Source organism: Pseudogulbenkiania sp. FW507-F1, from assembly GCF_058781125.1.
This window is the reverse complement of the sequence record NZ_JBYSWM010000017.1, coordinates 19,412-41,857: the sequence shown is the minus strand read 5'-3', so window position 1 is coordinate 41,857 and position 22,446 is coordinate 19,412. Positions and strand designations below refer to the sequence as shown.

Genomic DNA, 22,446 nt, shown 5'->3' with positions numbered 1-22,446 from the left:
GCGGTTCGACGGCACCCGCACCAGGAGGAACGCATGTCTGCCCATCTCTCCAACGCGCGCCCCGATGCCGATCAGGTGCTGCTCGACATCGCCGACTACGTCGCCGATTACACCATCACCTCTCCCCAAGCCTGGGACACCGCCCGCCTGTGCCTGATGGACACCCTGGGCTGCGGACTGGAAGCGCTGTCCTACCCGGCCTGCACCAAGCTTTTGGGGCCGATCGTGCCGGGCACCATCGTGCCGAACGGCGCCAGGGTGCCCGGCACCCAGTTCCAGCTCGACCCGGAGCAGGCCGCGTTCACCATCGGCACGATGATCCGCTGGCTCGATTTCAACGACACCTGGCTCGCCGCCGAGTGGGGGCATCCGTCCGACAACCTGGGCGGCATCCTCGCCACCGCCGACTGGGTCTCGCGCGAGCGTGTCGCCCAAGGCCAGCCGCCACTGATGATGAAGGACGTGCTGGAGGGCATGATCAAGGCGCACGAGATTCAGGGCTGCCTCGCGCTGGAGAACAGCTTCAACCGGGTCGGCCTGGACCATGTGGTGCTGGTAAAGGTGGCCTCCGCCGCCGTATGCGCCAAGCTGATGGGCGGCAGCAAGGAGGAAATCGTCAACGCCGTGAGCCAGGCCTTCGTCGACGGCCAGAGTCTGCGCACCTATCGCCACGCCCCCAACACCGGCTCCCGCAAATCGTGGGCGGCGGGCGACGCCACCAGCCGCGGCGTGCGCCTGGCGCGCTTCAGCCTCAAGGGCGAGATGGGTATCCCGGGCGTGTTGAGCGCCAAGGGCTGGGGCTTCTACGACGTGCTGTTCCGGGGCCAGCCGTTCACGCTCCCGCGCCCCTACGGCAGCTACGTGATGGAGAACGTGCTGTTCAAGATCGCGTTTCCGGCCGAGTTCCATGCGCAGACCGCCGTGGAATGCGCGTTGGCGCTGCACGGCGAGCTGGCCCGGCAGGGCAAGTCCGCCGCCGACATCAGGCATATCGCCATCCGCACCCAGGAGGCCTGCCTGCGCATCATCGACAAGCAGGGCCCGCTGGCTAACCCGGCCGACCGCGACCACTGCATCCAGTACATGGTGGCCGTGCCGCTGATCTTCGGCCGCCTGAGCGCCGCCGACTACGAAGACGACGTCGCCGCCGACCCGCGCATCGACGACTTGCGTGCCCGGATACGCTGCGTGGAAGACCCGGCCTTCACCCGCGACTACCACGATCCCGACAAGCGCAGCATCGCCAACGCGCTTACCGTCACCCTGAACGACGGCAGCGTGTTCGACGAAGCGGTGTGCGAATACCCGCTCGGCCACCCGCGGCGGCGGGCGGAGGGCATTCCGCTGCTGGAGAACAAGTTCAGGACCCACCTGGCACACCGCTTCCCGGCCCAGCAACAGACGGCCATCTTCGCGCTGTGCCGCGATCAGGAAACGCTGCTGACAACGGCGGTGAACGCTTTCACCGATTTATGGGTGATCTGATGTCCCCTGGCGGCGGCGCCTGCGGCCAGGCTCGGTGCCAAGGTTGGCGGAAGACGACACCCTCCGCTTCCTCCCCGTCCCCGCAAAGCCCTCTGCGGAACGGTGCGGTGATCACGCCTTGGCCCGTCACGCGGGCCGCAACGGTATTTGTACCGGCCGCGTTCCGGCGCCGGAAGCCGTATGCTAGATTCACGCCACACAACCGATCTCTCCCCCAAGAGCAACCACGACACAACAGCGGATCGCCCATGAAAAGAAGCCTGGTGTTAGTGGCAGGGCTGCTGCTAGGACAAGCGGCCGCCGCCGACCCGAAAGAGCTGGTCATCCTGCTGGACGACAGCACCGAGATGCCGCAGGCCGAGATCAGCGGCACGCGGGTATGGCGCGGCATCCACCACGACCTGGGACGGGCGCTCGCCAAGGAGTTGGGAAAACGGCCGCGCTTCCTGGTGCTGCCCCGCCAGCGCATACCGGCAGCACTCGAAAGCGGCCAGGCCGACCTGATCTGCATGTACCTGCCGGCCTGGCTGCCCGGCCCGTTCGACTGGACCCAGCCCTTCCTGCCCAACGCCGACGTCGTCATCACCTCGCGCCACGCCATACGCCCAAGGCGTATAGCGGCGCTGGCGGGGCAACCCATCGGCACCATCCTGGGCTTTCGCTATCCCGAGCTGGAAGCCCGGCTGGGCCCGCGCTTTGTCCGGGATGACGCCCCCAATGCCAGCAGCAACCTGCACAAGCTGCAGGCGGGCCGCACCCGCCACGCCGTGGTGAACAGACTCTATCTGAGCTACCAGGAAAAGCTCGGCCTGGACGCGGCGACGCTGTACCCGCCGCTGGTGCTGCGGCGCTACCAGGCCGGCTGCGCCCTGTCGCGGCAGGGTTCGGTCAGCCTGCCGCAAGTCGATGCCGCCATCGATGCCTTGCGCCGCAACGACACGGTCAGCCGGATCTACCGCAAGTATCGCTGACCCCAAGGCCGGCCTCGCCCCGGCCATGCCGCGCCGGCAAAACAGAGGGGGTTGCTGCAAACGGCGAGTTTTCGCGCTATCGTCAGCGCCAGATACGCCGCCCCCCGGCCCGCAGGCGCCAATCAACCTAGAGAACACCATGAAGCGACCTTTCCTGCCCCAAGAGCACCCGATGCTGCGCCAGCATGCCGCCGCCGTGACCGAGTTCGACACGCCCGCACTGCATGAACTGGTGCAGGACATGTTCGACACCCAGTACGCCGGCAACGGTGTCGGGCTGGCGGCGCCGCAGATCGGCGTGCCGTTACGGGTGATCGTGTTCGCCTACGGCGGCGGCGAGCGTGACCCGGGCGCGCCGGCGATTTCCCCAACGGTCCTGATCAACCCGGAAATCCGTCCCGACGCCGAACACATCGAGGAAGACTGGGAGGGCTGCTTCAGCGTGCCGGGCCAGCGTGGCCGGGTGCCGCGCTGGCAGGCCATCCGCTACCGGGCACAGGATATCCAGGGCCGCCTGGTCGAAGGCCGCGCCGAGGGCTTTCACGCCCGCATCATCCAGCACGAAGTCGACCATCTGAACGGCACGCTCTTCATCGACCACCTGCCCCCCGGCGCCGACGACACGTCTCCCGCCGCGCCGCCAACCGAATAAGAGCCGCTCCCCGCATCCCCTGGCTGGATTGTGCCGCTTCGCCATACAGCACACTTTGCGGCAGCGCACCTGGCCAGGACTACGGCCCGGGGTTGTGCCAGCGACGCCAACCGTCCTCTTCCCCACGACAAAAAGCCTCACGGCCAGCCTTGAGATCACCGAGGCTGGCCGTGAGGCTTTGGAGCTGAAACAAACGAGCGCGTCAGGCCGCCGCCGCCCGCCGCAGATACTCCGGCACCTGCTTGGCCGCCACCTTCTGCAAACCGCACAGCAGTTGGTGCGACACCCGATCCAGGCCGTGCTGGAGCCGCAGCACCCGGGTCAGGTGCGCCATCAGGTTGGCGGCCATTTCGGCGTCGGCCAGCGCCCGGTGCGCCTGCCCGGTCGCCGGCAGGCCGGCCCAGCGCGTCAAGGTGCCGAGCTTATGGTTTGGCGCCGCCGGCAGCAGGCGCCGCGCCAGCAGCAAGGTGCAGGCGAAGTCCTGCCGCCGCGTGCGACCAAACTGGCCCAGCTCGTAATCCCAGAACTTGCGGTCGAAGGCGGCGTTGTGCGCCACCAGCGGTGTGTCGCCGACGAATTCGGCCGCCTCGCGCATCACGGCGTCGGCCGGCGGCGCGGCCTTCAGCATGGCGTTGCTGATGCCGGTGAGGCGCTCGATGTCGGGCGGCACCCGCACCCCCGCGTTCATCAGGCTCTGAAAGCGGCCCGCCACCCGGCCGTTTTCCAGCAGCACCACGGCGATCTCGGTGGCACGGCAGCCGCCACCGGGGCTGAGCCCGGTGGTTTCGAAGTCGATCACGGCGACGCGCTCCAGGCCTCCCTTGTCCTGCCGTTCAGTCATTCAACGCCGCCTTGGCCGCCTCTTCCGGCGTCAGCCCGTCGTAGAACTGGTCGGTGTACCACTCGGCCTGCTCTTCGATGTGCTCCTGCGCCTCGCGCGGGGTGGCTCCGGCGGCCACCAGCAGGGCCTCGACTTCGGCGCACCACTCCAGCAGCGCCTGGGTTTCCGCGTCGAGATCCTTGTCTTTTTTTGCCATGGCGATTCGCGTCCTAAAAGAAATGTCGAAAAACGATGCGGCATTGTACGCGATCCGGCGCGAGCGGAGCCGCCGAGATGCCCCGCCCCCGCCGACCCGACCGGCCAGGCGATAACCGTGCGGTGGCCGCATCGCCCGGGCTTCGGCCAACCTTGGGCGGTGCAACGCCTCCCCTCGGGAGCCGACCCGCCAAACGCGTTTCATCCTGGCGCAGCGCTGTGTTTCTTGAACTATGTTTACTGCAGGTTCCGGTACGGGCCGCAACCGGCCGTTGCCCCCTCCCTCAACCCCGGCAGTCACAAGAAGCACAAGGAGCATGGAGATGAACCAGGAAGTGTACTGGCTGCTGGAACTCGCCATCCAGCCCGGCCAGCGCGAGGCCTTCGACCACCTGATGACCGAGATGGTCGAGGCGACCGGCGCCAACGAGCCCGATGCGCTGAACTACGAATGGAACGTCAGCAGCGACGGCACGACCTGCCACATCTACGAACGCTACCGTGACTCGGCGGCGGCGCTGACCCACCTGGACAACTTCGGCACTCACTTCGCCGAACGCTTCTTGGCGCTGCTGACACCGACCCGCCTCAACCTCTACGGCCACCCCAGTGCCGAACTCCAGGCCGCGCTGGCGGATATCAAGCCCAGTTACCTGAGCCCGGTCGGTGGCTTCCGCCGCTAGGCCACCCCGTACCAAAGTTGGCCGAAGCCCATGTCGCTTCGGCCAACCTTTTGCGGCAAACTCCGCCTAAAATGGGGACACTCTTCATTCCGAGGAACCCCCATGTCGACCAGCTTTGCCGCCACCGGCGCCCCCTCCCTTTCGCGCCAGCGCGTCGTCCTGCTCACGCTGCTGGCCATGACGGCGTTTGCCGGCAACTCCCTGCTCTGCCGCCAGGCGCTCAAGCACACCAGCATCGACCCGGCCACCTTCACCACCCTGCGCATCGCCTCCGGGGCCCTGGTGCTGTGGTTGATCGTGCGTCTGCGCACGGCGACCGGCAGCGGCAACGGGCGCTGGCGCTCGGCGCTGGCGCTGTTCTTCTACGCCGCCGCGTTCTCGTTCGCCTACGTCAGCCTGTCGGCGGCGACGGGTGCTCTGCTGCTGTTCGGCGCGGTACAGGCCACGATGATAGGGATCGGACTGGCGCGCGGCGAACGCCTGAGCACCCGCCAACTGGCCGGCTTGCTGCTCGCGCTGGCGGGGCTGGCCGGCCTGCTGCTGCCGGGCCTGTCGGCGCCGCCGCTGGTGGGAGCCGTGCTGATGCTGCTGGCCGGCGTGGCATGGGGCGCCTACTCGCTGCTAGGCAAGGGCGCGGGCGATCCGACCCGCGTCACCGCCGGCAACTTCCTGCGTGCCGTGCCGCTGGCGATTTCGCTGAGCCTGCTGCTGATGCCGGCGGCCTCATGGGACACCGCCGGCGCCATCTACGCGCTGCTCTCCGGCGCGCTGGCCTCGGGGGTCGGCTACGCCGTGTGGTACACCGCCTTGCGCGGGCTGACCGCCACCGGCGCGGCCACGGTGCAGCTCACCGTGCCGGTGATCGCGGCGGCGGGGGGCGTGGTGCTGCTGGGCGAACCGGTCACGCTGCGCCTGGTGCTGGCCTCGATCGCCATCCTGGGCGGGGTATGGCTGGTGATCGCCGGCAAGCGCCAAGCCGGACGCTGAAACGCCATGGACGACCACGGGCTCGACACGCTGTTGGCGGAGATCCGCGCCTGCCGCCACTGTGAAGCGCAGCTGCCGCTGGGGCCGCGCCCGGTGCTGCAGGCGGCAGCGACGGCACGCATCCTGCTGGTGGGGCAAGCCCCCGGCGTACGCGTGCACCAAACCGGCCTGCCCTTCAACGACCCCTCGGGCGACCGCCTGCGGCGCTGGCTCGACCTGGACCGCGACGCCTTCTACGACCCGGGCCGGCTCGCCATCGTGCCGATGGGCTTCTGCTACCCCGGCAAGCACGGCAGCGGCGATGCCCCGCCGCGGCCGGAATGCGCCGCGCTATGGCGCCAGCGCCTGCTGGCACAGCTGCCCGACATCCGCCTGACGCTGCTGATCGGCCAATACGCCCAGGCCTGGCACCTGGGAAAGCGGCGCAAGAAGACCCTGACCGACACCGTCAAGGCCTGGCGCGAGTACCAGCCGGAGTTCTTCGTGCTGCCCCACCCCAGCCCGCGTAACGTGCGCTGGTTCGTCAGCAACCCCTGGTTCGACGACGAGGTAGTGCCGGCGCTGCGCGCGGCGGTGCACGCGGCGCTGGCGGACTGAAGCACGGCTCACCCTCTCAGGCCGACAGCAGCGACCCGGTCTTAAAGGCGTGGGGCGTCGCCACCTTGGCGAGCACCATCCCAGTGGTGGCGAAATGGCGGCTCTCCAGCACGTACACCATGCCGCCATGCGCCGAGCTCAGCACGCTGACCCGGTCATTCAGCGGGTCGATCACCTCCACCACCGGCTGGCCCGGCTCCACCCGGGTTCCCGGGGCGACCAGGAAGGTCACGACCCCGGAGTGCGGAGCGCAAAGATTCTCCGATCCGGCCAGCGGTGTCGCCGGATAATCGAGCGGCGGCAGCTCGGCCGCCGGGCGGTCGGTAATCACGCCGCGGTAGCGCAGAAACTCCAGGATCGCCGCCGCATCCCGCTCCGCCAGCTCATGCCGGACGTCGCCCTGGCCACGCAACTCCACCGTCACAACCAGCGCTGCCAACTCGATCGGCACGTCGAGACCGTCCTGCCGCGCCTTCTCCTGCAACTCCCACCAGAGACGGCTACAGGCCTCATCGAACGGATCCCCGCCGGACTCGGTCGCCAGCAATTGCGCCTGCGAGCCGAGGTAGCGTGACAACGGCTCGCACTGCGGCCACAGCGGCGTGCCGGTATAGACGTGCAGCGCAGCGCGGAAATCGCAATGCAGGTCGAGCACGATGTCGGCGTCGGCCGCCAGCGACATCAGGCGGTGCCGCAGGCTCTGCAGTTCGGTACTTACCGGCCAGACCGCCAGCTCGGCGCGGATGGCGGCACGAATCAGCCGGGTATTGGTTGCGGCGTCACCGGACAAGTGCGGCTTCACGCGCCGGTAGACCCCCTCGAGCAGGGCCGGGTAATTGCGGTTGAAATTCTCGCCGCTAGCCATCTCGAAACGGCCCAACTGCAGCCCGAGCAGGGTCTGGTCATGGCCGATCGGATTGGCTTGCGGCACCAGCACCACCTCGCCGTGCAGGTGACCGGCGTCTTCCAGCGCCAGGAGGGCCGCCTTGAGATGCCACGCTACCAGCATGCCGGGGAGTTCGTCGGCGTGCAGCGCGGCCTGGATATAGACCTTCTGCCCCTGTCCGGCACTGCCGAAATGCAGGCTGCACAACTGCCGGCTGGAGCCGAGACCAGGGGAGAGCAAAGAATGTTCGATACGTTTCATGATCAGGGATGGGACAGGCCTGGTTAACGGCAATACCGGAACCATACCCGAACTTGCCGCTGTCGTTGAAGACGAGAGCGCCGCGATAGGCCGGCAGGAACGCCCGGCGCCACAGCAATTATCTGGCCCCCGCCACGAAGACATGCCCACGCACCGGATGTCAGGGGCGGCACCAGGCCTTGCTCGCCGCCGGCGCGGCTGCTGCCCGATTCCGCCCTAACCTTGATGCTGGGCCCGCAGCCATTCCTCCAGGTACTGGATGAAGGCATGGACCTTGCGCGAGTGGCGGCGGTTGGGCAAATAGGCGGCGTACACATACGCGTCGCCCTGCTGCGGCGTCACGCTCCACGCGTCGCACAAGCGCAGCACGCGCCCCGCGCGGATATCCTGCTGCACGACCCACTCCGGCAGCAACGCGATGCCGTGGCCGCCAAGCACGGCTTCGTGCAGCATGTCCAGGCTGTTGGTGATGAACGGACCGTCGACCTCGACCACTTCACTCCGAGCGTCCGACCGGAATGTCCAGCGCTGACGCCCCGGCCGGTACGCAAAGCGAAGGCAGGCATGTGACGCCAGCTCGATCGGCGCACGCGGCGTGCCGTGCCGTTCCAGATAGTCAGGACCCGCCACCAGAAAGCGCCGATTCTCCGCCAGCTTCTTCACGATCAGATGCTCGTCCCGATTCGGCAGCCCGATCCTGACGGCAAGGTCGAGACGCTCCACCGCCAGATCCTGATACGCATCCGACACCACGAGGTCCAGCTTCACGCGCGGATAGGTAGCCATAAAACCGGAAAGCGCTCCCCCCAGGCAGAGGCGGCTATAGGTCACGGGAACGGCTACCCGCAACGAGCCCATCGGCTCTTCCCTGCCGTCGGCAATGCTGCTGTCGGCCTCCTCCAGATCGGCAAGGAGCCGGGATACCTGCTCGAGGTAACTGGCCCCGGCATCGGTCAACAGCACTTGGCGGGTGGTGCGCGTGAGCAGGACGGTCCCCAGCGACTGTTCCAGCGCGTCCATCAGCCGCGTCACCGACGATGTCGCCACACCGAGCCGCCGAGCGGCCTTGGAAAACCCTCCCGTTTCGGCCACTTCCACCAGCGTTCTCAATGCCAGCAATTTATCCATGCCGATCCTTTGCGAAAAATGCAATGCCAGGTTGCGATTTATAGGCATTCAACGCGCCAATGACAACAACTAAGCTTGCGGCATGATCATCTTGCCCAAGGAGCTGTCCATGGAATTCATCGAGCACGACATCCCTGCTTCACCCGCCACCTTCACGCCTGGGACTCCCTCTCGTTACGCGCCCGCCGTCAGGGAGAACCTGCTATGAAAACACTGCAGCAAACCGTGCCGACGGGTACGCCGATGGCCATGACCCGCACCATGATCGCCTTGTTCGCCTTCTGCTGCGGCGCCATCGTTGCCAACATCTACTACGCCCAGCCGATCATCGGCTTGATTGCACCAGACATCCACCTGTCCGGCCAGACCGCCAGCCTGATCGTGTCGCTGACGCAGATCGGCTATGCCCTCGGCTTGTTCTTTCTGGTGCCGTTGGGTGATCTGCTCGAAAACCGGCGCCTGCTGATCGGCACCGCCATGCTCTCGATCGTCAGCCTGGCCGCCACCGCGCTGGCGCGACAGCCAAGCCTGTTTCTGCTGGTCTCGCTGCTGCTTGGATTCAGCTCGGTGTCCGTTCAGCTGCTGATTCCACTGGCGGCCCACCTGTCGCCAGAGGCATCGCGGGGACGCGTGGTCGGCGGCATCATGGGAGGGCTGCTGCTCGGCATCCTGCTGGCACGCCCGCTCGCCAGCTTCATGGCCGACCACTTCGGCTGGCGCGCCGTGTTCGGCACGGCCTCGATCCTGATGGCCGCCATCACCCTGCTGCTGGCCGCCACCATGCCCAGTCGCCAACCGGACCATAAAGCGAGCTACGGCCAGCTGCTGCGCTCTTTGGCAACGCTGATGGCCAGCACACCCGTCCTGCGTCAGCGCTCGTTCTACCAGGCGTGCATGTTCGCGACGTTCAGCCTGTTCTGGACCTCCGTTCCGCTCGAACTGACCCAGCACCACGGGCTGAACCAATCGCACATCGCCATTTTCGCCCTGGTTGGCGCCATCGGCGCCATCGCCGCCCCCATCAGCGGCCGCCTGGCAGATGCCGGACATACGCGTCCCGCCACCCTGGCGGCGCTCGCGGTCGGAGCCTTGAGCTTTCTGCCCGTACTGCTTGTTCCTTCGCTGGGGGTCGCGGGCCTGGTGGTGACGGGGGTCGTGCTGGACTTCTGCGTGCAAACGAGCATGGTGCTGGGGCAACGCGAGATCTACGCACTCAACCCGGCCATCCGGAATCGACTCAACGCGCTCTACATGACCAGCGTTTTCGTCGGAGGAGCCACCGGCTCAGCCATCGCCAGCATCCTGTATCAGCATGGCGGCTGGGCATGGGTCAGCCTGGCTGGCAGCGCCTTCCCCGTCCTGGCCCTGCTGTCCTGCATGCGGCAAAAAGGGAGGGCATGAGGAACGTCCCTATCGGCACGACCGTGGGGGCGGAGGGATTATCGGGCAGTGTCGGCCGGGAACCGGCCGTTCGACGTCATGGGCTGCCAGCCGCTGCGGGCCAGCACGGTAGGTCACCCAGCGGGGGACCGGGGCGTCTCGCGCCAAAACAGATGCCCCGTTTCTGCCGGCAATGTTGCATGCGTGAGCCGCCCGGACTGGCCGAAGCGGCTCACCTAGACCGACATCACCGCGGCTTCCTGGTGCAACAGCCGGCGGAAATCCGACGCGGGCATGGGTTTGCCGAACAGATAGCCCTGCATCTCCACCGCGCCCAGGCTGCCGAGATAGTCCGCCTGGACCTCGGTTTCCACCCCTTCGGCCACCAGGTTCAGGTTGAGCCCGGTGGCGATGGCGACGATGGCGCGCACGATGGGCGAATCCTCCTTGCCGGCTTCGATTTCGCGCACGAACGACTGATCGATCTTGAGCGTCGTCACCGGCAAATGGCGCAGGTAGCTCAGCGACGAATACTGCGTGCCGAAATCGTCGATGGCCACGCGGATGCCCTCTTCGGCCAACCCCGCCAGTTTCAGCGACATGGCTTGCTGATCGGCGATGAAAGCGTTCTCGGTGATCTCGATTTCGAAGCTCTGGCGACGGATACCGTAGCGGTCTACCGTCGCGATCAGGTAGTCGTAGAAATCGTCGTCGACCAAGACCTCGGGCGGCACGTTGACCGACATGCGCGACAGCTCGAGGCCGGCGAGTTTCCATTCACGCAGCGTCTGGCAGGCACGCTCGATCACCCAGTAGGTGAGCGGCTTCATCAACCCGATCTCTTCGATCACCCCCAGGAAGGCCCCCGGCGGAACCAAGCCGCGGGTGGGGTGCTGCCAGCGGATCAAGGCTTCACAGCCGATGATCCGGCGGCTGTCGAATTCGACTTGCGGCTGGTAGTACAGCTCGAACTGCTCCAGCTCCAGGGCGCGCCGGACCTCGTTTTCCATCCTCAGGCGCTGGCTGGCGGCGGCGTCCATCACCGGCAGGAAGAAGCCGAAACCATTCTTGCCCTGGGCCTTGACCTGGTACATGGCGATATCGGCATGACGCAGCAGGGTTTCGATGTCGTCGCCGTCGTCCGGAAACACCGCGATGCCGATGCTGACGGTGAGGAACACATCGTCGCCGTCGATGCTGAACGGCGCGGCAACCTCCTTGACCAGCTTGCCCGCGAGGAGTGCGGCATCCTCCTTGCCGCTCAGGTCCGGCAGCAGGATGGTGAATTCGTCGCCGCCCAGCCGGGCCAGCGTGTCGCACTCGCGCAAGACGCATTGCAGACGCTGCCCCACTTGCTTGAGCAGCTCATCGCCCTTGATATGGCCGAAGGTATCGTTGGCGAGCTTGAAGCGGTCCAGATCGACGAACAGGACCGCCACCTGGCGCCCCTTGCGCTTGGCCTGCATGATCGCCAACCCGAGCCGGTCGCGGAACAGGGCGCGGTTGGGCAGGCCGGTGAGCAAATCGTGGTAGGCCAGGTAGGCCATGCGGTGTTCTGCGTGCTTTTTGTCGGTCACATCGCGCGCCACGCCATACAGGCGGCTCGACAGCTGCGGCAAGTCGAGCGCCACCGGCACCAGGCTGGCTTCGAAGTGCCGCTCGGCAATCTCGCCCCCCCTGCTGACGATGCGAAACTCGATGGCGCGCTGCCCCGTCCGATGCTCGAGCACATAGCGGACCCGTTCGGCATCCACCGGCAAGACCAGGTCGAGCAGCGATTGGCCAAGCAGTTCCTGCGGCGAATAGCCGATCAAGCCGTGGCTACGTTCATTGGCAAACGTAAAGCAAAAACGCTCGTCCAGCGTGAAGATGAGGTCGGGCGACGCCTCCACCAGGGACCGATGCATGCGCTCCGAGGTGTGCAGCTGCTGCGCCATAGCCAGGTTGGCACGCGCCAGGCTGCGGCGCTGCAGGGCCAGCTCCACCCGGTGCATGAGCTCCTCCACGGCATAGGGCTTGCAGACATAATCGCTTGCTCCGCTGCGCAACGCGCAAACGGCGGAATCGAAAGCCGTGTCGCCGCTCACCACCAGCACCTCGGTATCGATGCCGGCACGCCGGATCATCTCCAGCAGGTCGAGCCCGTTCATGTCGCCCAGGTGCAGATCGAGCAGCATCAAATCCACGCCGCCGGCCATGAGCTGTTCCAGGGCCGACTGGCCGTCGTGGCAGGCGCGCACGTCGTAATTCCGCCCCTGCAACAGCAGGCACAGGCTTTCCCGCATGCGGGGTTCATCGTCCACGACCAATAATTTTGCGTTTGTACCGAAGTGATTCTCTGCCACTTTGCCCCCTTGCCTACCCATACCGCCATTGGCGCAGATCGAAAACGGGCCTGCACTCTCGTCACTGCCGGTCGAACGGCAGCAATACCTGGAAACGCGTTCCCTGCTGATCCGAACGGCAGTTGATCAAGCCGTTCAGATCGCGCACCAGCTGCCCCACGATGGCTAGCCCAAGCCCTTGATGAGAGCCGGGTTTCTGGCTCGCCACCGGTTGGTAGAGCTGAGCGAGCACCTCTTTGGGAATGCCGGGGCCGTTGTCCTCGACCCGGATTTCGACATGGGACGCCCCTGCCTCGCCCAAGCCCCAGGCGGCCGTCGAGAGCGTCACGTGCCCGCCTTGCGGCATCGCCTCCAAGGCATTCTTGATCAAATTCACCAGCAGTTGCTTGAGCCGGTCACGGTCGGACACGATGTCCGGGAGCGCCTCGGCCAAATCGAGACGAATATCGACCAAGCCGGCAAACGGAATGGACCCTCGGAACAAGGTCGCCAGATCCTCCACGATACGGTTGAGCTTGACCGGCCCCCGCGCCGACTCCCCCTCTGCCTGCTGTTCGCGTGCGGCGCGCAGCATGTGAGCCACCCGGTCGATTTCCTCACGCACGATGGCCAGCTCGGGTTGGGGCGCGCCCTTGCCGGCACTGGCTGCCTCGAGGATGGAGACGTAATTCCGGATGATCGCCAGCGGGTTGTTGAGTTCATGCACCAGTCGATTGAGCCGGCTGTCCGCGCCAGCCTCCCCGCCGCCCAGCGCCGCGGCATTGCCGGAGCGAAGCTGCATGGCAATGCGATCTGCGCTCAAGCGCCCAAAAACCGCGAGACAGGGCAGCTTGGCCGCCAGCGCTGCAGCCCGATCCGCGCTGTCGATCACGGCCACCAGCACGCCAACCCGGGCAGAGGCCGTACGCAGCGGCAGCAGCAGCATGCCTTCTCCGCCCAGGCTGCGCAGCACCTGGTCGTCGAGCAAGGGCAATTGCCCTTGGCGCATGACCAGCTGCGGCATGCCATCCAAGGCCCGTGCCAGCAAAGAGGTGCTGCTGCCACGGACGAACTCCAGTTGCGCCAGCTTGGCCGAATGGTGAGCCAACGGCTTGGCGTGGAACCGCTCGCTTTCCCCCTCGACCGCTTCGAAGCAAAGCGCCGCGTCCAGATCGAACAGAATCTTGAGCGCTTGCACCGCCATCTGCATGGCCGAGGCGTTACCGCCGGCTTGGCCCAGGGCCTGATTGACCAGCAGCATGTCCTGAAGGCGCGCGGCCAGCAGGGCATCGGCCTGAGAAGCCTGCTCGCCCTCCTTGGGACCGGCAAGGCGTATACCCAGCTGTTCGGCGATGCTCAGCAGGTCACGCTGGACGGCTGCGAGCATGGCGGGCAGATCGTCGAGCCGCGCGCCGCATAGCGCCACGACGGAAGCATCGGGCTGAGGTTGTTCCGGATTGTTGAAAGCGGCCAGGTAATCGGCGAGGAGAACGATGCGAACCAGCGGCGGGGCCGACACCATGCGCTCGAACGGCTCGTGGTGATACAGCACGCTGTCGCCAAGAAACGAATCCAGCTGCCATTTTTCCACCATCCAGGCGCCCACTTCGACGTGGGTGAGCCCAAACGCGGCATGCTCCGCCGCACACAGCGATTCGCCATCCTGGTAGTCGCGGAAGATGCTCTGGTAATCCTCCGGGACCGTTGCCAGCAAAGCCAGGCGGCCAATGTCATGCACCAAGCCCCCCAGATAGGCTTCTTCCAGGCTGGGGTAATGCATCCGTCGTGCCAGTTCGCGGGCGATCAACGCCGTGCGCAGGGAGTGGCCCCAGAATTCGCCCAGATCGACTTCTTGCCAATCTACCAGGCGGTTGAAAACCTGCATGACCGACCCATTGATCACGAGCGTCTTGATGGTATTCATGCCAAGCAGGGAAAGGCATTGATCGAGCGTGGCCGGGCGAGCGCGGCCCTGGAATGCGGCCGAGGTGGATAGCGCAAATATCTGCGCGACCATGCCGGCGTCACGACCGATCAACGCCGACAGATCGGACAAGTTCAGATCATCGCGCTGGCACAAATCCAACAGTTGCACCAGGATGGGCGACATCGTGGGCAAGCGCGCAAGCATGAGCTTGCCGCGAATGTCACGCTGCGCCGAGCCGGCTGCGCTTGGGTCCCCCCCCTTGGTGGCGAGCAGTCTATCCATCGTCGTCACGACCTCCCTTTGCAGCAGCCCAACCACCAGCCGCTTACAGACTCAGATACACACCTGGGCTCGAACTGCATCCGGCATTTTCATTTATCATAATCGGCGCAACCATAAACCGGGAGCAGGAGAACAGCATATCCGATTTTTATATTTATACACATCGCAAATTAAATTGCCTATTTCCTGATTCAATCCCTCCCAGTATTCGTGTTTCTCATCGCCACCGCCCCAAAAACCCATTTGCATAAATAATGGTTTTTGAAAAATCCGATTATCTATTTTCCTGATTTTTAACCTGCATATTTTTATGAAAAATTCATTTATTTATAACCATCAGGGTGATCGTGATGGCGTTGCCGGCGGATGAAAACCGAACGGCCTTGAATCCTCAGGGCCATAGCCTATTGAATGTCTTGGGCGCTGTTTTCGCCACGGCTGATATAGGCAGGCTGGTTGCCGACAGGGAGTGGAGAGAGGAAAGAAAAATGGCCATGGATCGCTCCATGGCCATGCGTACCGCGTTCGCTAATCGAGAGAAACCGGTTCGGATTATCCCCGCTGCTTTTGCTCCAACTGCCCCGGCAAACCGGGGCGAGTCATTCAGACTGGGTTAGCGTTTTTAGGACATCGTCACAGCTTGAACTTCGACACCAGGCTGCGCAGCTCGTCACCACGCTGCGCCAGCGTCTGGATGGTCTTCAGCGCATCCTGCAGCGAAGCGTCGGTCTGCTGTGCCATGGCGTTGACGCGCTCGGCGCTGCGCGCCATCTCGTTGGTGGCCACCCCCTGTTCGGAGGTGGACGAGGTGATCTCGCTCATGCGCACCGAGATGTCCTCGGCGTGCCCCTTGATGCGCTCGACCTTGCCGGCGGCCTCGCGCGACAGCGCCACGCCAGTGGCGACGCGGGCGTTGGTGGTGTCGGCGTGGGCGATGGCCTGGCCGGTCTGCTCCATGACGCGGTCGATCATCTGGGCGATCTGCACCGTGGCCACCGCGGTACGCTCGGCCAGCTTGCGCACTTCGTCGGCCACCACGGCGAAGCCGCGGCCCTGCTCACCAGCACGCGCGGCCTCGATCGCCGCATTGAGCGCCAGCAGGTTGGTCTGGTCGGCGATGTCGCGGATCACCGCCACGATGCCCTTGATCTCTTCGGACTGGCCGGACAAGCCGTTCATCACCTGCTGCAGCGACTCCACCGAGTGCACGATGGATTCCACCTCGTGCGCCACTTCGGCCATGCTCTTATGCGATTCGATCGAGTTCTGGCGCGATTCGGACACCAGCGTCTCGGTCTCGCCGACGTGGTCGGCGATGTGGTTGATGCTGACGGTGATCTCTTCGATGGTGGCAGCCGTGGCCGACAGTTCACCCGACTGCACGCGCGAATCGTCGGCGATCTGCTCGGCCACGCGGTTGAGCTGGGCGGCGTCGTCGGCCAGCGCCTGCGATTCGTGGCGCACGGTCAGGAACATCTCGCGCAGCTTGGCCATGAACTGGTTGAAGGCTTCGGCGATCTGGCCCACTTCATCCTGCGACTTCACCGGCAGGCGCAGCGTCAGGTCGCCGTGGCCGCTGGCGACGTCGCGCATGGCGTCGCGCATCAGCGACAGGCCGGACATCATGCGTGCCACGCCACCGTACACCACCACCGAGGCGATCACCACGCCCACCGCCAGCAGGCCGACCATCAGCAGCAGCAAGTGGTCGAGCTGGCTGGTGGCGGCCGCCAGCGGCACCATCACGCCCAGCAGCCAGCCAGTCTTGCCGACCGGGTAGAGCGTGCTCAGGTAGGTCTTGCCACCCAGGCTGATTTCCTGAATCTGGCCATCCTTGCTGACGGCCGCCGGATCGTAGCCAGGCATCACGTCGGTGATCTTCTTCAGGCCGGAATCCGGCGCCGGGTGGGCGATGGTGAGGCCATCCTGGGTCATCAGGAAGGCGTAGCCGTCACCGGGCAGCTTGGCCGAAACGATTTCATCGACCACGCGCTGCAACGTGACGTCGCCGCCCGCCACCGCCACCACGTTGCCGCCGTCGCGGCGCGCCTTGGCGAAGGTGATGATCGGGCGCTTGGTGGCGGCATCGATGTAGGGCGGCGAGGCGATCGCCTCTTCGGAGGCGGCAGCGGCCTTGTACCACGGGCGGCCGGTCGGGTCGTAGCCCGGCGGCACCGGCACGGCCTTGCTGAACTGGGTCATGGTCTTGTCCGGCTGCCCCAGGTACATGTCGTCGAAACCGCCGGCGTCATGCGCTTGGTCGAGTACCGGCTTCAGTTCCCCCTGGCCAAAGTGCGGCAGTACCGCGGCAACGACAGCCTGGCGTGACTGCACCCATTCGGTGACAAAGCTGGCCTTGCCGCTGGCGGCTTGATGAATCTCGTTGCGGATCGACTCCAGCAGGCTGCTGCGCATCTGCCAGTAGGCCGCGCCGGTGAGCAGTGCCGACAGCAGCACGACCACGGCGATGACGAAGACCATCATGCGAGTACGTAAGGATTTCATAGTGTGTGTCTCGTTACGGCTATTGTTCTTCACGACAGCAGGGCGGTGTCATCCCGCCTCGCACGCTGCCGCGTTCCCCTGATTGCTGTTTCTTGCCCGCTTTGCTTCGCTTTGGCGCAGTCGAGCGGACACAGTATACAAAAACTGCTTACAAAATCACGCGACAGTTAATACAAATTTCATATAAACCCCGCAGGTGCGGATTACCAGTGCTTTTTCGCGACAGCGCACGGCCCTCTCACCCTGCCGCCCCCTGCTGGCTGAGTGTGCATCCGCTGTCAGTGCCGGCCGGCGCGGCCCGCCATGCCATTTACGTTTTTTTTATATCCCGCCCCCGCATTACGACACGCCGTTTACGCCCCCTTCCCTAAGCTTCAACCGTCCCTACCCATTCCGTCATGGAGACCACCATGGACTTGATCTACCTGGCCCTGATCGCGGCATGCAGCGCGCTGGCGCTGCTTCTGGTCAGCGCCTGTCGCCACCTGGAGGCCAAGAAATGAACACCCTGTACGCCCTGGCAGGGCTGATTGCCGTGCTGTTGCTGGCCTACCTGCTGTACGCCCTGCTCAATGCGGAGGAACTGGGATGAACGCCTCTCCCCTCTGGCAGCTCGGCCTCTACCTGATCGTGCTGCTGACCCTGGCCTGGCCGCTCGGGCGCTACCTGGCCGTCGTGCTGGACGGCCGCCTGAGCGCCCGCTGTGCCTGGCTCGGCCGCTTCGAGCGCGGCTTGTGCCGGCTGATCGGCAGCGACCCGGACGAGGACATGCCGTGGTGGCGCTACGCCACGGCCATCCTGCTGTTCAACATCGCCGGGGTGCTCGCGGTGTACGCCGTGCAGCGCCGGCAAGGTGGCCTGCCCTTCAACCCGGCTGGCATGACGGCGGTGGAGGCCGGCTCGGCCTTCAACACCGCCGTCTCCTTCGTCACCAATACCAACTGGCAAGGTTACGCGGGTGAGACGACGATGAGCTACCTGACCCAGATGCTGGCGCTGACGGTGCAGAACTTCCTGTCGGCGGCGACGGCGCTGGCGGTGGTGGTGGCGCTGATCCGCGGCTTCGTGCGGCGTTCGGCGGCCGGTCTCGGCAACGCCTGGCTCGACCTCGGCCGCGCCACCGGCTACGTGCTATTGCCATTGTCGCTGCTGTTCGCGCTGTTCCTGGCGGGCCAGGGCGTGATCCAGAATTTCAGCGCCTACCAGGACGTCAAGCTGACCGAGCCGGTCACCTACCAGCAGCCGAAGACCGACGCGCACGGCCAGCCCGTGCTCGACGCCGCCGGCAAGCCGGCACTGGACACCCTGAAAACCGACAAGCAGACCCTGGCCATGGGCCCGGTGGCCTCGCAGGAAGCGATCAAGATGCTGGGCGTCAATGGCGGCGGCTTCTTCAACGCCAATTCGGCGCATCCGTTCGAGAACCCGACACCGCTGTCCAACTTCACCCAGATGCTGTCGATCTTCCTGATCCCGGCGGCGCTGTGCTTCATGTTCGGCCGTCTGGTCGGCGACATGCGCCAGGGCGTGGCGCTGTTGGCGGCGATGACGCTGATCTTCATCGCCATGTTCGCCGTGGTGCAGTGGTCGGAGATGCACGCCAACCCGCTCCTGACCCAGATCGGCGTGGATGGCGCGGCCGGCAACATGGAGGGCAAGGAAACCCGCTTCGGCATCGTCGCCTCGACGCTGTTCGCCACCATCACCACCGCCGCCAGCTGCGGCGCGGTGAACGCCATGCACGACAGCCTGCTGCCGCTGGGCGGAATGGTGCCGATGTGGCTGATGCAACTGGGCGAGGTGGTGTTCGGCGGGGTCGGCTCGGGACTCTACGGCATGCTGATCTTCGCCATGCTGGCCGTGTTCCTGGCCGGGCTGATGATCGGTCGCACCCCGGAGTACCTCGGCAAGAAGATCGAAGCCTTCGAGATGAAGATGGTATCGATCGCCATCCTGATCACCCCGCTCTTGGTGCTGGGCGGTACCGCCGTCGCGGTGCTGAGCAAGGATGGCTTGGCCGGTCTGGCCAACCCGGCGGCGCACGGCTTCAGCGAGGCGCTGTACGCCTTCAGCTCGGCCGCCAACAACAACGGTTCGGCCTTCGCCGGCCTGTCCGCCAACACCCCCTTCTACAACATCCTGCTGGGGCTGGCGATGTGGTTCGGCCGCTTCGTGCCGATCGTCGCGGTGCTGGCCATCGCCGGCAAACTGGCGGCCAAGCCGCGCCTGGCGGTCTCGGCCGGCACCATGCCGACGCACGGCCCGCTGTTCGTGGTGCTGCTGGTGGGGGCCGTGATCATCGTCGGCGCGCTGACCTACATCCCGGCGCTGGCGCTGGGTCCGGTGGTGGAGCAGCTGCAGTTGTTCGGCCATTGAGAAGCCGTCCTCAACGTTACTACGCGGCCGTGATCTCGGGTTGGGAGGTGCTCGGAATCCTCATGGACTACGTGTCCATTCCGGTTCCTACGCTCCAGCCGCCCCTCGCTGACGACCGCTCGTTACACGTTGAGAACAGCTTCCAGGAGAAACCAAATGAACGATATGACCAAACCCTCATCCCTCCCGCAACACACGCCGACGCAACGCCACGCCCGGGCGCTGGCGCTGTTCGATCCGACGCTGGTCAAGCCGGCCATTGTCGAGTCGTTCCGCAAGCTGTCGCCACGCGCCCAGCTGCGCAATCCAGTGATGTTCGTGGTGTGGGTCGGCAGCGTGCTGACCACCGTGCTCGGCGCGCAGGCGCTCGCCGGCCAGGGCGAGGCGCCGGCCGGCTTCATCCTCGGCATCGCGGCCTGGCTGTGGTTCACCGTGCTGTTCGCCAACTTCGCCGAAGCGTTGGCCGAAGGCCGCGGCAAGGCCCAGGCCGCGGCGCTGCGCGGCTCGCGCAGAAACGTGGTGGCGAAGCAGCTGGCGGAGGCGCGTCACGACGCCAAGGTCACGGTGATCGATTCGGCCAGCCTGCGCCGCAGCGATATCGTGCTGATCGAGGCCGGCGACACCGTGCCGGCCGACGCCGAGGTGCTCGACGGCGTGGCGTCGGTGGACGAGTCGGCCATCACCGGCGAATCGGCCCCGGTGATCCGCGAATCCGGCGGCGATTTCTCGGCCATCACCGGCGGCACGCGCGTGCTGTCCGACTGGCTGGTAGCGCGCGTCACCACCAACCCCGGGGAGGCCTTTCTCGACCGCATGATCGCCATGGTCGAAGGGGCGCGCCGCAAGAAGACGCCGAACGAGATCGCGCTGACCATCCTCTTGGTGGCGCTGACGCTGATCTTCCTGCTGGCCTGCGCCACGCTGCTGCCGTTCTCGCTCTACAGCGTGAAGGCCGCCGGTGGCGGCAGCCCGGTCGGCATCACCGTGCTGGTGGCGCTGTTGGTGTGCCTGATCCCGACCACCATCGGCGGCCTGCTCTCCGCCATCGGCGTGGCGGGCATGAGCCGCATGATGCAGGCCAACGTGATCGCCACCTCCGGCCGCGCCGTGGAGGCGGCCGGCGACGTCGACGTGCTGCTGTTGGACAAGACCGGCACCATCACGCTCGGCAACCGCCAGGCCAGCGCCTTCCTGCCGGCGCCGGGGGTGACAGAACAGGAGCTGGCCGACGTGGCGCAGCTCGCCTCGCTCTCGGACGAGACCCCGGAAGGCCGCTCCATCGTGGTGCTGGCCAAGGAGCGCTTCGGCCTGCGCGGACGCGAACTGCACGACGCGCACTTCATCCCGTTCACCGCCCAGACCCGCATGTCCGGCGTGGACATTCCGGCGGCGGGTGCCCTGCGCGAGATCCGCAAGGGCGCGGCCGAGGCGGTGAAGGCGCACGTGGAAGCACTGGGCGGTCAGTGGGCGCTGGCGGTGAACGACGCCGCCAGCGAGGTCGCCCGGCGCGGCGGCACGCCGCTGGTGGTGGCCGAAGGCAAACGCGTGATGGGGGTGGTGGAGCTCAAGGACATCGTCAAGGGCGGCATCAAGGAGCGCTTCGCCGAGCTGCGCGCCATGGGCATCAAGACCGTGATGATCACCGGCGACAACCGCCTCACCGCCGCCGCCATCGCCGCCGAGGCCGGGGTGGACGACTTCCTCGCCGAGGCACGCCCGGAAGACAAGCTCAAGCTGATCCGCGACACCCAGGCCGAGGGCAAGCTGGTGGCGATGACCGGCGACGGCACCAACGACGCGCCGGCGCTGGCGCAGGCCGACGTGGCGGTGGCGATGAACTCGGGCACGCAGGCGGCCAAGGAGGCCGGCAACATGGTCGACCTCGATTCCAACCCGACCAAGCTGATTGAGATCGTCGAGACCGGCAAGCAAATGCTGATGACGCGCGGCGCGCTGACCACCTTCAGCGTGGCCAACGACGTGGCCAAGTACTTCGCCATCATCCCGGCCGCCTTCGCCGCCACCTACCCGCAGCTCAAGGTGCTGGACGTGATGCGGCTCAACAGCCCGGATTCGGCCATCCTGTCGGCGGTGATTTTCAACGCGCTGATCATCATCGTGCTGATCCCGCTGGCGCTGAAGGGGGTGAAATACCGCGCGCTCGGCGCCGGCGCCCTGCTGCGGCGCAACCTGCTGGTCTACGGACTGGGCGGGCTGATCGTGCCCTTCGTCGGCATCAAGCTGATCGACGTGGCGCTGGGCGTGCTCGGCCTGGCATAAGCGAGCCGGCCCAGGAGGGCGACGTGCACTTCGCTTCGGCCATGCCCAAGACGGAGACAGCGCCCTCCTCTCTCTAAACCAATCTGGAGAAATCACCACCATGAAAACCCTGATCCGCCCGGCTCTCACGCTGTTCCTGCTGTTGAGCGTGCTGACCGGCCTCGTCTACCCGGCCGCCGTCACCGGGCTCGCCCGGCTGTTCTTTCCCGAACAGGCCGCCGGCAGCCTGATCCACCGCGGCGGCGAGGTAGTCGGCAGCGCACTGATCGGCCAATCGTTCAGCGGCCCGCGCTACTTCTGGAGCCGGCCCTCGGCCACCAGTCCGATGCCTTACAACGCCGGTTCCTCGGGTGGTTCCAACTTGGGCCCGACCAACCCGGCGCTGCTCGACGCGGTGAAGGCACGCGTCGCCACACTGCGCGCCGCCCACCCCGAACAGACCGGCCCGGTGCCGGTGGAGCTGGCCACCGCCTCGGCCAGCGGGCTCGATCCGGACATCTCGCCGGCGGCAGCCTACTATCAGGTGGAGCGCGTGGCCCGCGCCCGTGGCCTGAGCGCCGCCGCGCTGCGCAGGCTGGTGGCCCAGCATACCGAGGGCCCACAATGGGGGATGTTCGGCCAAGCCCGCGTCAACGTGCTGAAACTCAACCTGGCCCTGGACCAGCAACGTCCATGATGAAACCGAC

The 22,446-nt window shown here is 66.0% G+C and carries 18 protein-coding genes and 1 other RNA gene; 12 read left to right on the top strand and 7 right to left on the bottom strand.

What is annotated here, in order from left to right:
* Positions 1–33: 33 nt before the first annotated feature.
* From AC3WG5_RS12355 to def, 3 genes are all read left to right on the top strand, one after another.
* Positions 34–1,485, top strand: a complete 1,452-nt coding sequence (locus AC3WG5_RS12355; RefSeq protein WP_492568904.1) for a bifunctional 2-methylcitrate dehydratase/aconitate hydratase — start codon at positions 34–36, stop codon at positions 1,483–1,485.
* Between the two features lie 248 nt (positions 1,486–1,733).
* On the top strand, positions 1,734–2,456 hold the full coding sequence (locus AC3WG5_RS12350; protein WP_492568903.1) for a substrate-binding periplasmic protein: 723 nt from the start codon (positions 1,734–1,736) through the stop codon (positions 2,454–2,456).
* 139 nt (positions 2,457–2,595) lie between these two features.
* Positions 2,596–3,108: a peptide deformylase gene (def, locus tag AC3WG5_RS12345; RefSeq protein ID WP_492568902.1), complete on the top strand. Its 513-nt coding sequence runs from the start codon at positions 2,596–2,598 to the stop codon at positions 3,106–3,108.
* A gap of 202 nt (positions 3,109–3,310) precedes the next feature.
* Here def and AC3WG5_RS12340 read toward each other — a convergent pair whose 3' ends face one another.
* Both AC3WG5_RS12340 and AC3WG5_RS12335 read right to left on the bottom strand, forming a co-directional pair.
* The gene (locus AC3WG5_RS12340; RefSeq protein ID WP_492568901.1) at positions 3,311–3,949 is read right to left on the bottom strand and encodes a 3'-5' exonuclease; all 639 of its coding nucleotides are present in this window, start codon (positions 3,947–3,949) and stop codon (positions 3,311–3,313) included.
* Positions 3,942–4,145 (bottom strand): hypothetical protein, encoded by a 204-nt coding sequence (locus AC3WG5_RS12335; RefSeq protein ID WP_008953833.1) that lies wholly within the window; start codon positions 4,143–4,145, stop codon positions 3,942–3,944. The genes AC3WG5_RS12340 and AC3WG5_RS12335 overlap by 8 nt, the downstream gene beginning before the upstream one ends.
* A 322-nt stretch (positions 4,146–4,467) precedes the next feature.
* Here AC3WG5_RS12335 and AC3WG5_RS12330 point away from each other — a divergent pair, with 322 nt between their 5' ends.
* The 3 genes from AC3WG5_RS12330 (at position 4,468) to AC3WG5_RS12320 (ending at position 6,411) form a co-directional block, all read left to right on the top strand.
* Entirely contained in the window at positions 4,468–4,827 is a 360-nt protein-coding gene (locus AC3WG5_RS12330; RefSeq protein ID WP_492568900.1) for a putative quinol monooxygenase, read from the top strand.
* A 102-nt stretch (positions 4,828–4,929) separates the two neighbouring features.
* Positions 4,930–5,814, top strand: a complete 885-nt coding sequence (locus AC3WG5_RS12325) for a DMT family transporter (RefSeq protein ID WP_482582502.1) — start codon at positions 4,930–4,932, stop codon at positions 5,812–5,814.
* Between the two features lie 6 nt (positions 5,815–5,820).
* Positions 5,821–6,411 carry a uracil-DNA glycosylase family protein gene (locus AC3WG5_RS12320; RefSeq protein ID WP_492568899.1) on the top strand — a complete coding sequence of 197 codons (591 nt, stop codon included), beginning with the start codon at positions 5,821–5,823 and terminating at the stop codon, positions 6,409–6,411.
* Between the two features lie 16 nt (positions 6,412–6,427).
* Here AC3WG5_RS12320 and AC3WG5_RS12315 read toward each other — a convergent pair whose 3' ends face one another.
* Positions 6,428–7,558 (bottom strand): succinylglutamate desuccinylase/aspartoacylase family protein, encoded by a 1,131-nt coding sequence (locus AC3WG5_RS12315; RefSeq protein WP_492568898.1) that lies wholly within the window; start codon positions 7,556–7,558, stop codon positions 6,428–6,430.
* 216 nt (positions 7,559–7,774) lie between these two features.
* The gene (locus tag AC3WG5_RS12310; RefSeq protein WP_492568897.1) at positions 7,775–8,686 is read right to left on the bottom strand and encodes a LysR family transcriptional regulator; all 912 of its coding nucleotides are present in this window, start codon (positions 8,684–8,686) and stop codon (positions 7,775–7,777) included.
* Positions 8,687–8,890: 204 nt separating this feature from the next.
* On the opposite strand from AC3WG5_RS12310, the gene AC3WG5_RS12305 reads away from it, so the two are divergent.
* The gene (locus AC3WG5_RS12305) at positions 8,891–10,087 is read left to right on the top strand and encodes an MFS transporter (RefSeq protein WP_492568896.1); all 1,197 of its coding nucleotides are present in this window, start codon (positions 8,891–8,893) and stop codon (positions 10,085–10,087) included.
* Between the two features lie 215 nt (positions 10,088–10,302).
* Here the strand turns inward: AC3WG5_RS12305 and AC3WG5_RS12300 are convergent, their stop codons facing one another.
* The 3 genes from AC3WG5_RS12300 to AC3WG5_RS12290 form a co-directional block, all read right to left on the bottom strand.
* Complete coding sequence (locus tag AC3WG5_RS12300) at positions 10,303–12,432, bottom strand: putative bifunctional diguanylate cyclase/phosphodiesterase (RefSeq protein ID WP_492568895.1); 2,130 nt, start codon at positions 12,430–12,432, stop codon at positions 10,303–10,305.
* 40 nt (positions 12,433–12,472) lie between these two features.
* The gene (locus AC3WG5_RS12295) at positions 12,473–14,599 is read right to left on the bottom strand and encodes an HDOD domain-containing protein (RefSeq protein ID WP_492568894.1); all 2,127 of its coding nucleotides are present in this window, start codon (positions 14,597–14,599) and stop codon (positions 12,473–12,475) included.
* Positions 14,600–15,232: 633 nt separating this feature from the next.
* Positions 15,233–17,104 (bottom strand): methyl-accepting chemotaxis protein, encoded by a 1,872-nt coding sequence (locus AC3WG5_RS12290; RefSeq protein WP_492568893.1) that lies wholly within the window; start codon positions 17,102–17,104, stop codon positions 15,233–15,235.
* Between the two features lie 499 nt (positions 17,105–17,603).
* Between AC3WG5_RS12290 and kdpF the strand changes: the two genes are divergently transcribed.
* The 5 genes from kdpF (at position 17,604) to kdpC (ending at position 22,436) form a co-directional block, all read left to right on the top strand.
* Complete coding sequence (gene kdpF / locus AC3WG5_RS12285) at positions 17,604–17,696, top strand: K(+)-transporting ATPase subunit F (RefSeq protein WP_492568892.1); 93 nt, start codon at positions 17,604–17,606, stop codon at positions 17,694–17,696.
* Positions 17,693–19,480 carry a potassium-transporting ATPase subunit KdpA gene (gene kdpA, locus AC3WG5_RS12280; RefSeq protein WP_492568891.1) on the top strand — a complete coding sequence of 596 codons (1,788 nt, stop codon included), beginning with the start codon at positions 17,693–17,695 and terminating at the stop codon, positions 19,478–19,480. Before kdpF ends, kdpA begins: the two co-directional genes overlap by 4 nt.
* 62 nt (positions 19,481–19,542) lie before the next feature.
* Positions 19,543–19,618: non-coding RNA, sX9 sRNA (locus tag AC3WG5_RS12275), on the top strand.
* 18 nt (positions 19,619–19,636) lie between these two features.
* Complete coding sequence (gene kdpB / locus AC3WG5_RS12270; RefSeq protein ID WP_492568890.1) at positions 19,637–21,760, top strand: potassium-transporting ATPase subunit KdpB; 2,124 nt, start codon at positions 19,637–19,639, stop codon at positions 21,758–21,760.
* A 100-nt stretch (positions 21,761–21,860) separates the two neighbouring features.
* Positions 21,861–22,436 (top strand): potassium-transporting ATPase subunit KdpC, encoded by a 576-nt coding sequence (kdpC, locus tag AC3WG5_RS12265; protein ID WP_492568889.1) that lies wholly within the window; start codon positions 21,861–21,863, stop codon positions 22,434–22,436.
* Positions 22,437–22,446: the final 10 nt, after the last annotated feature.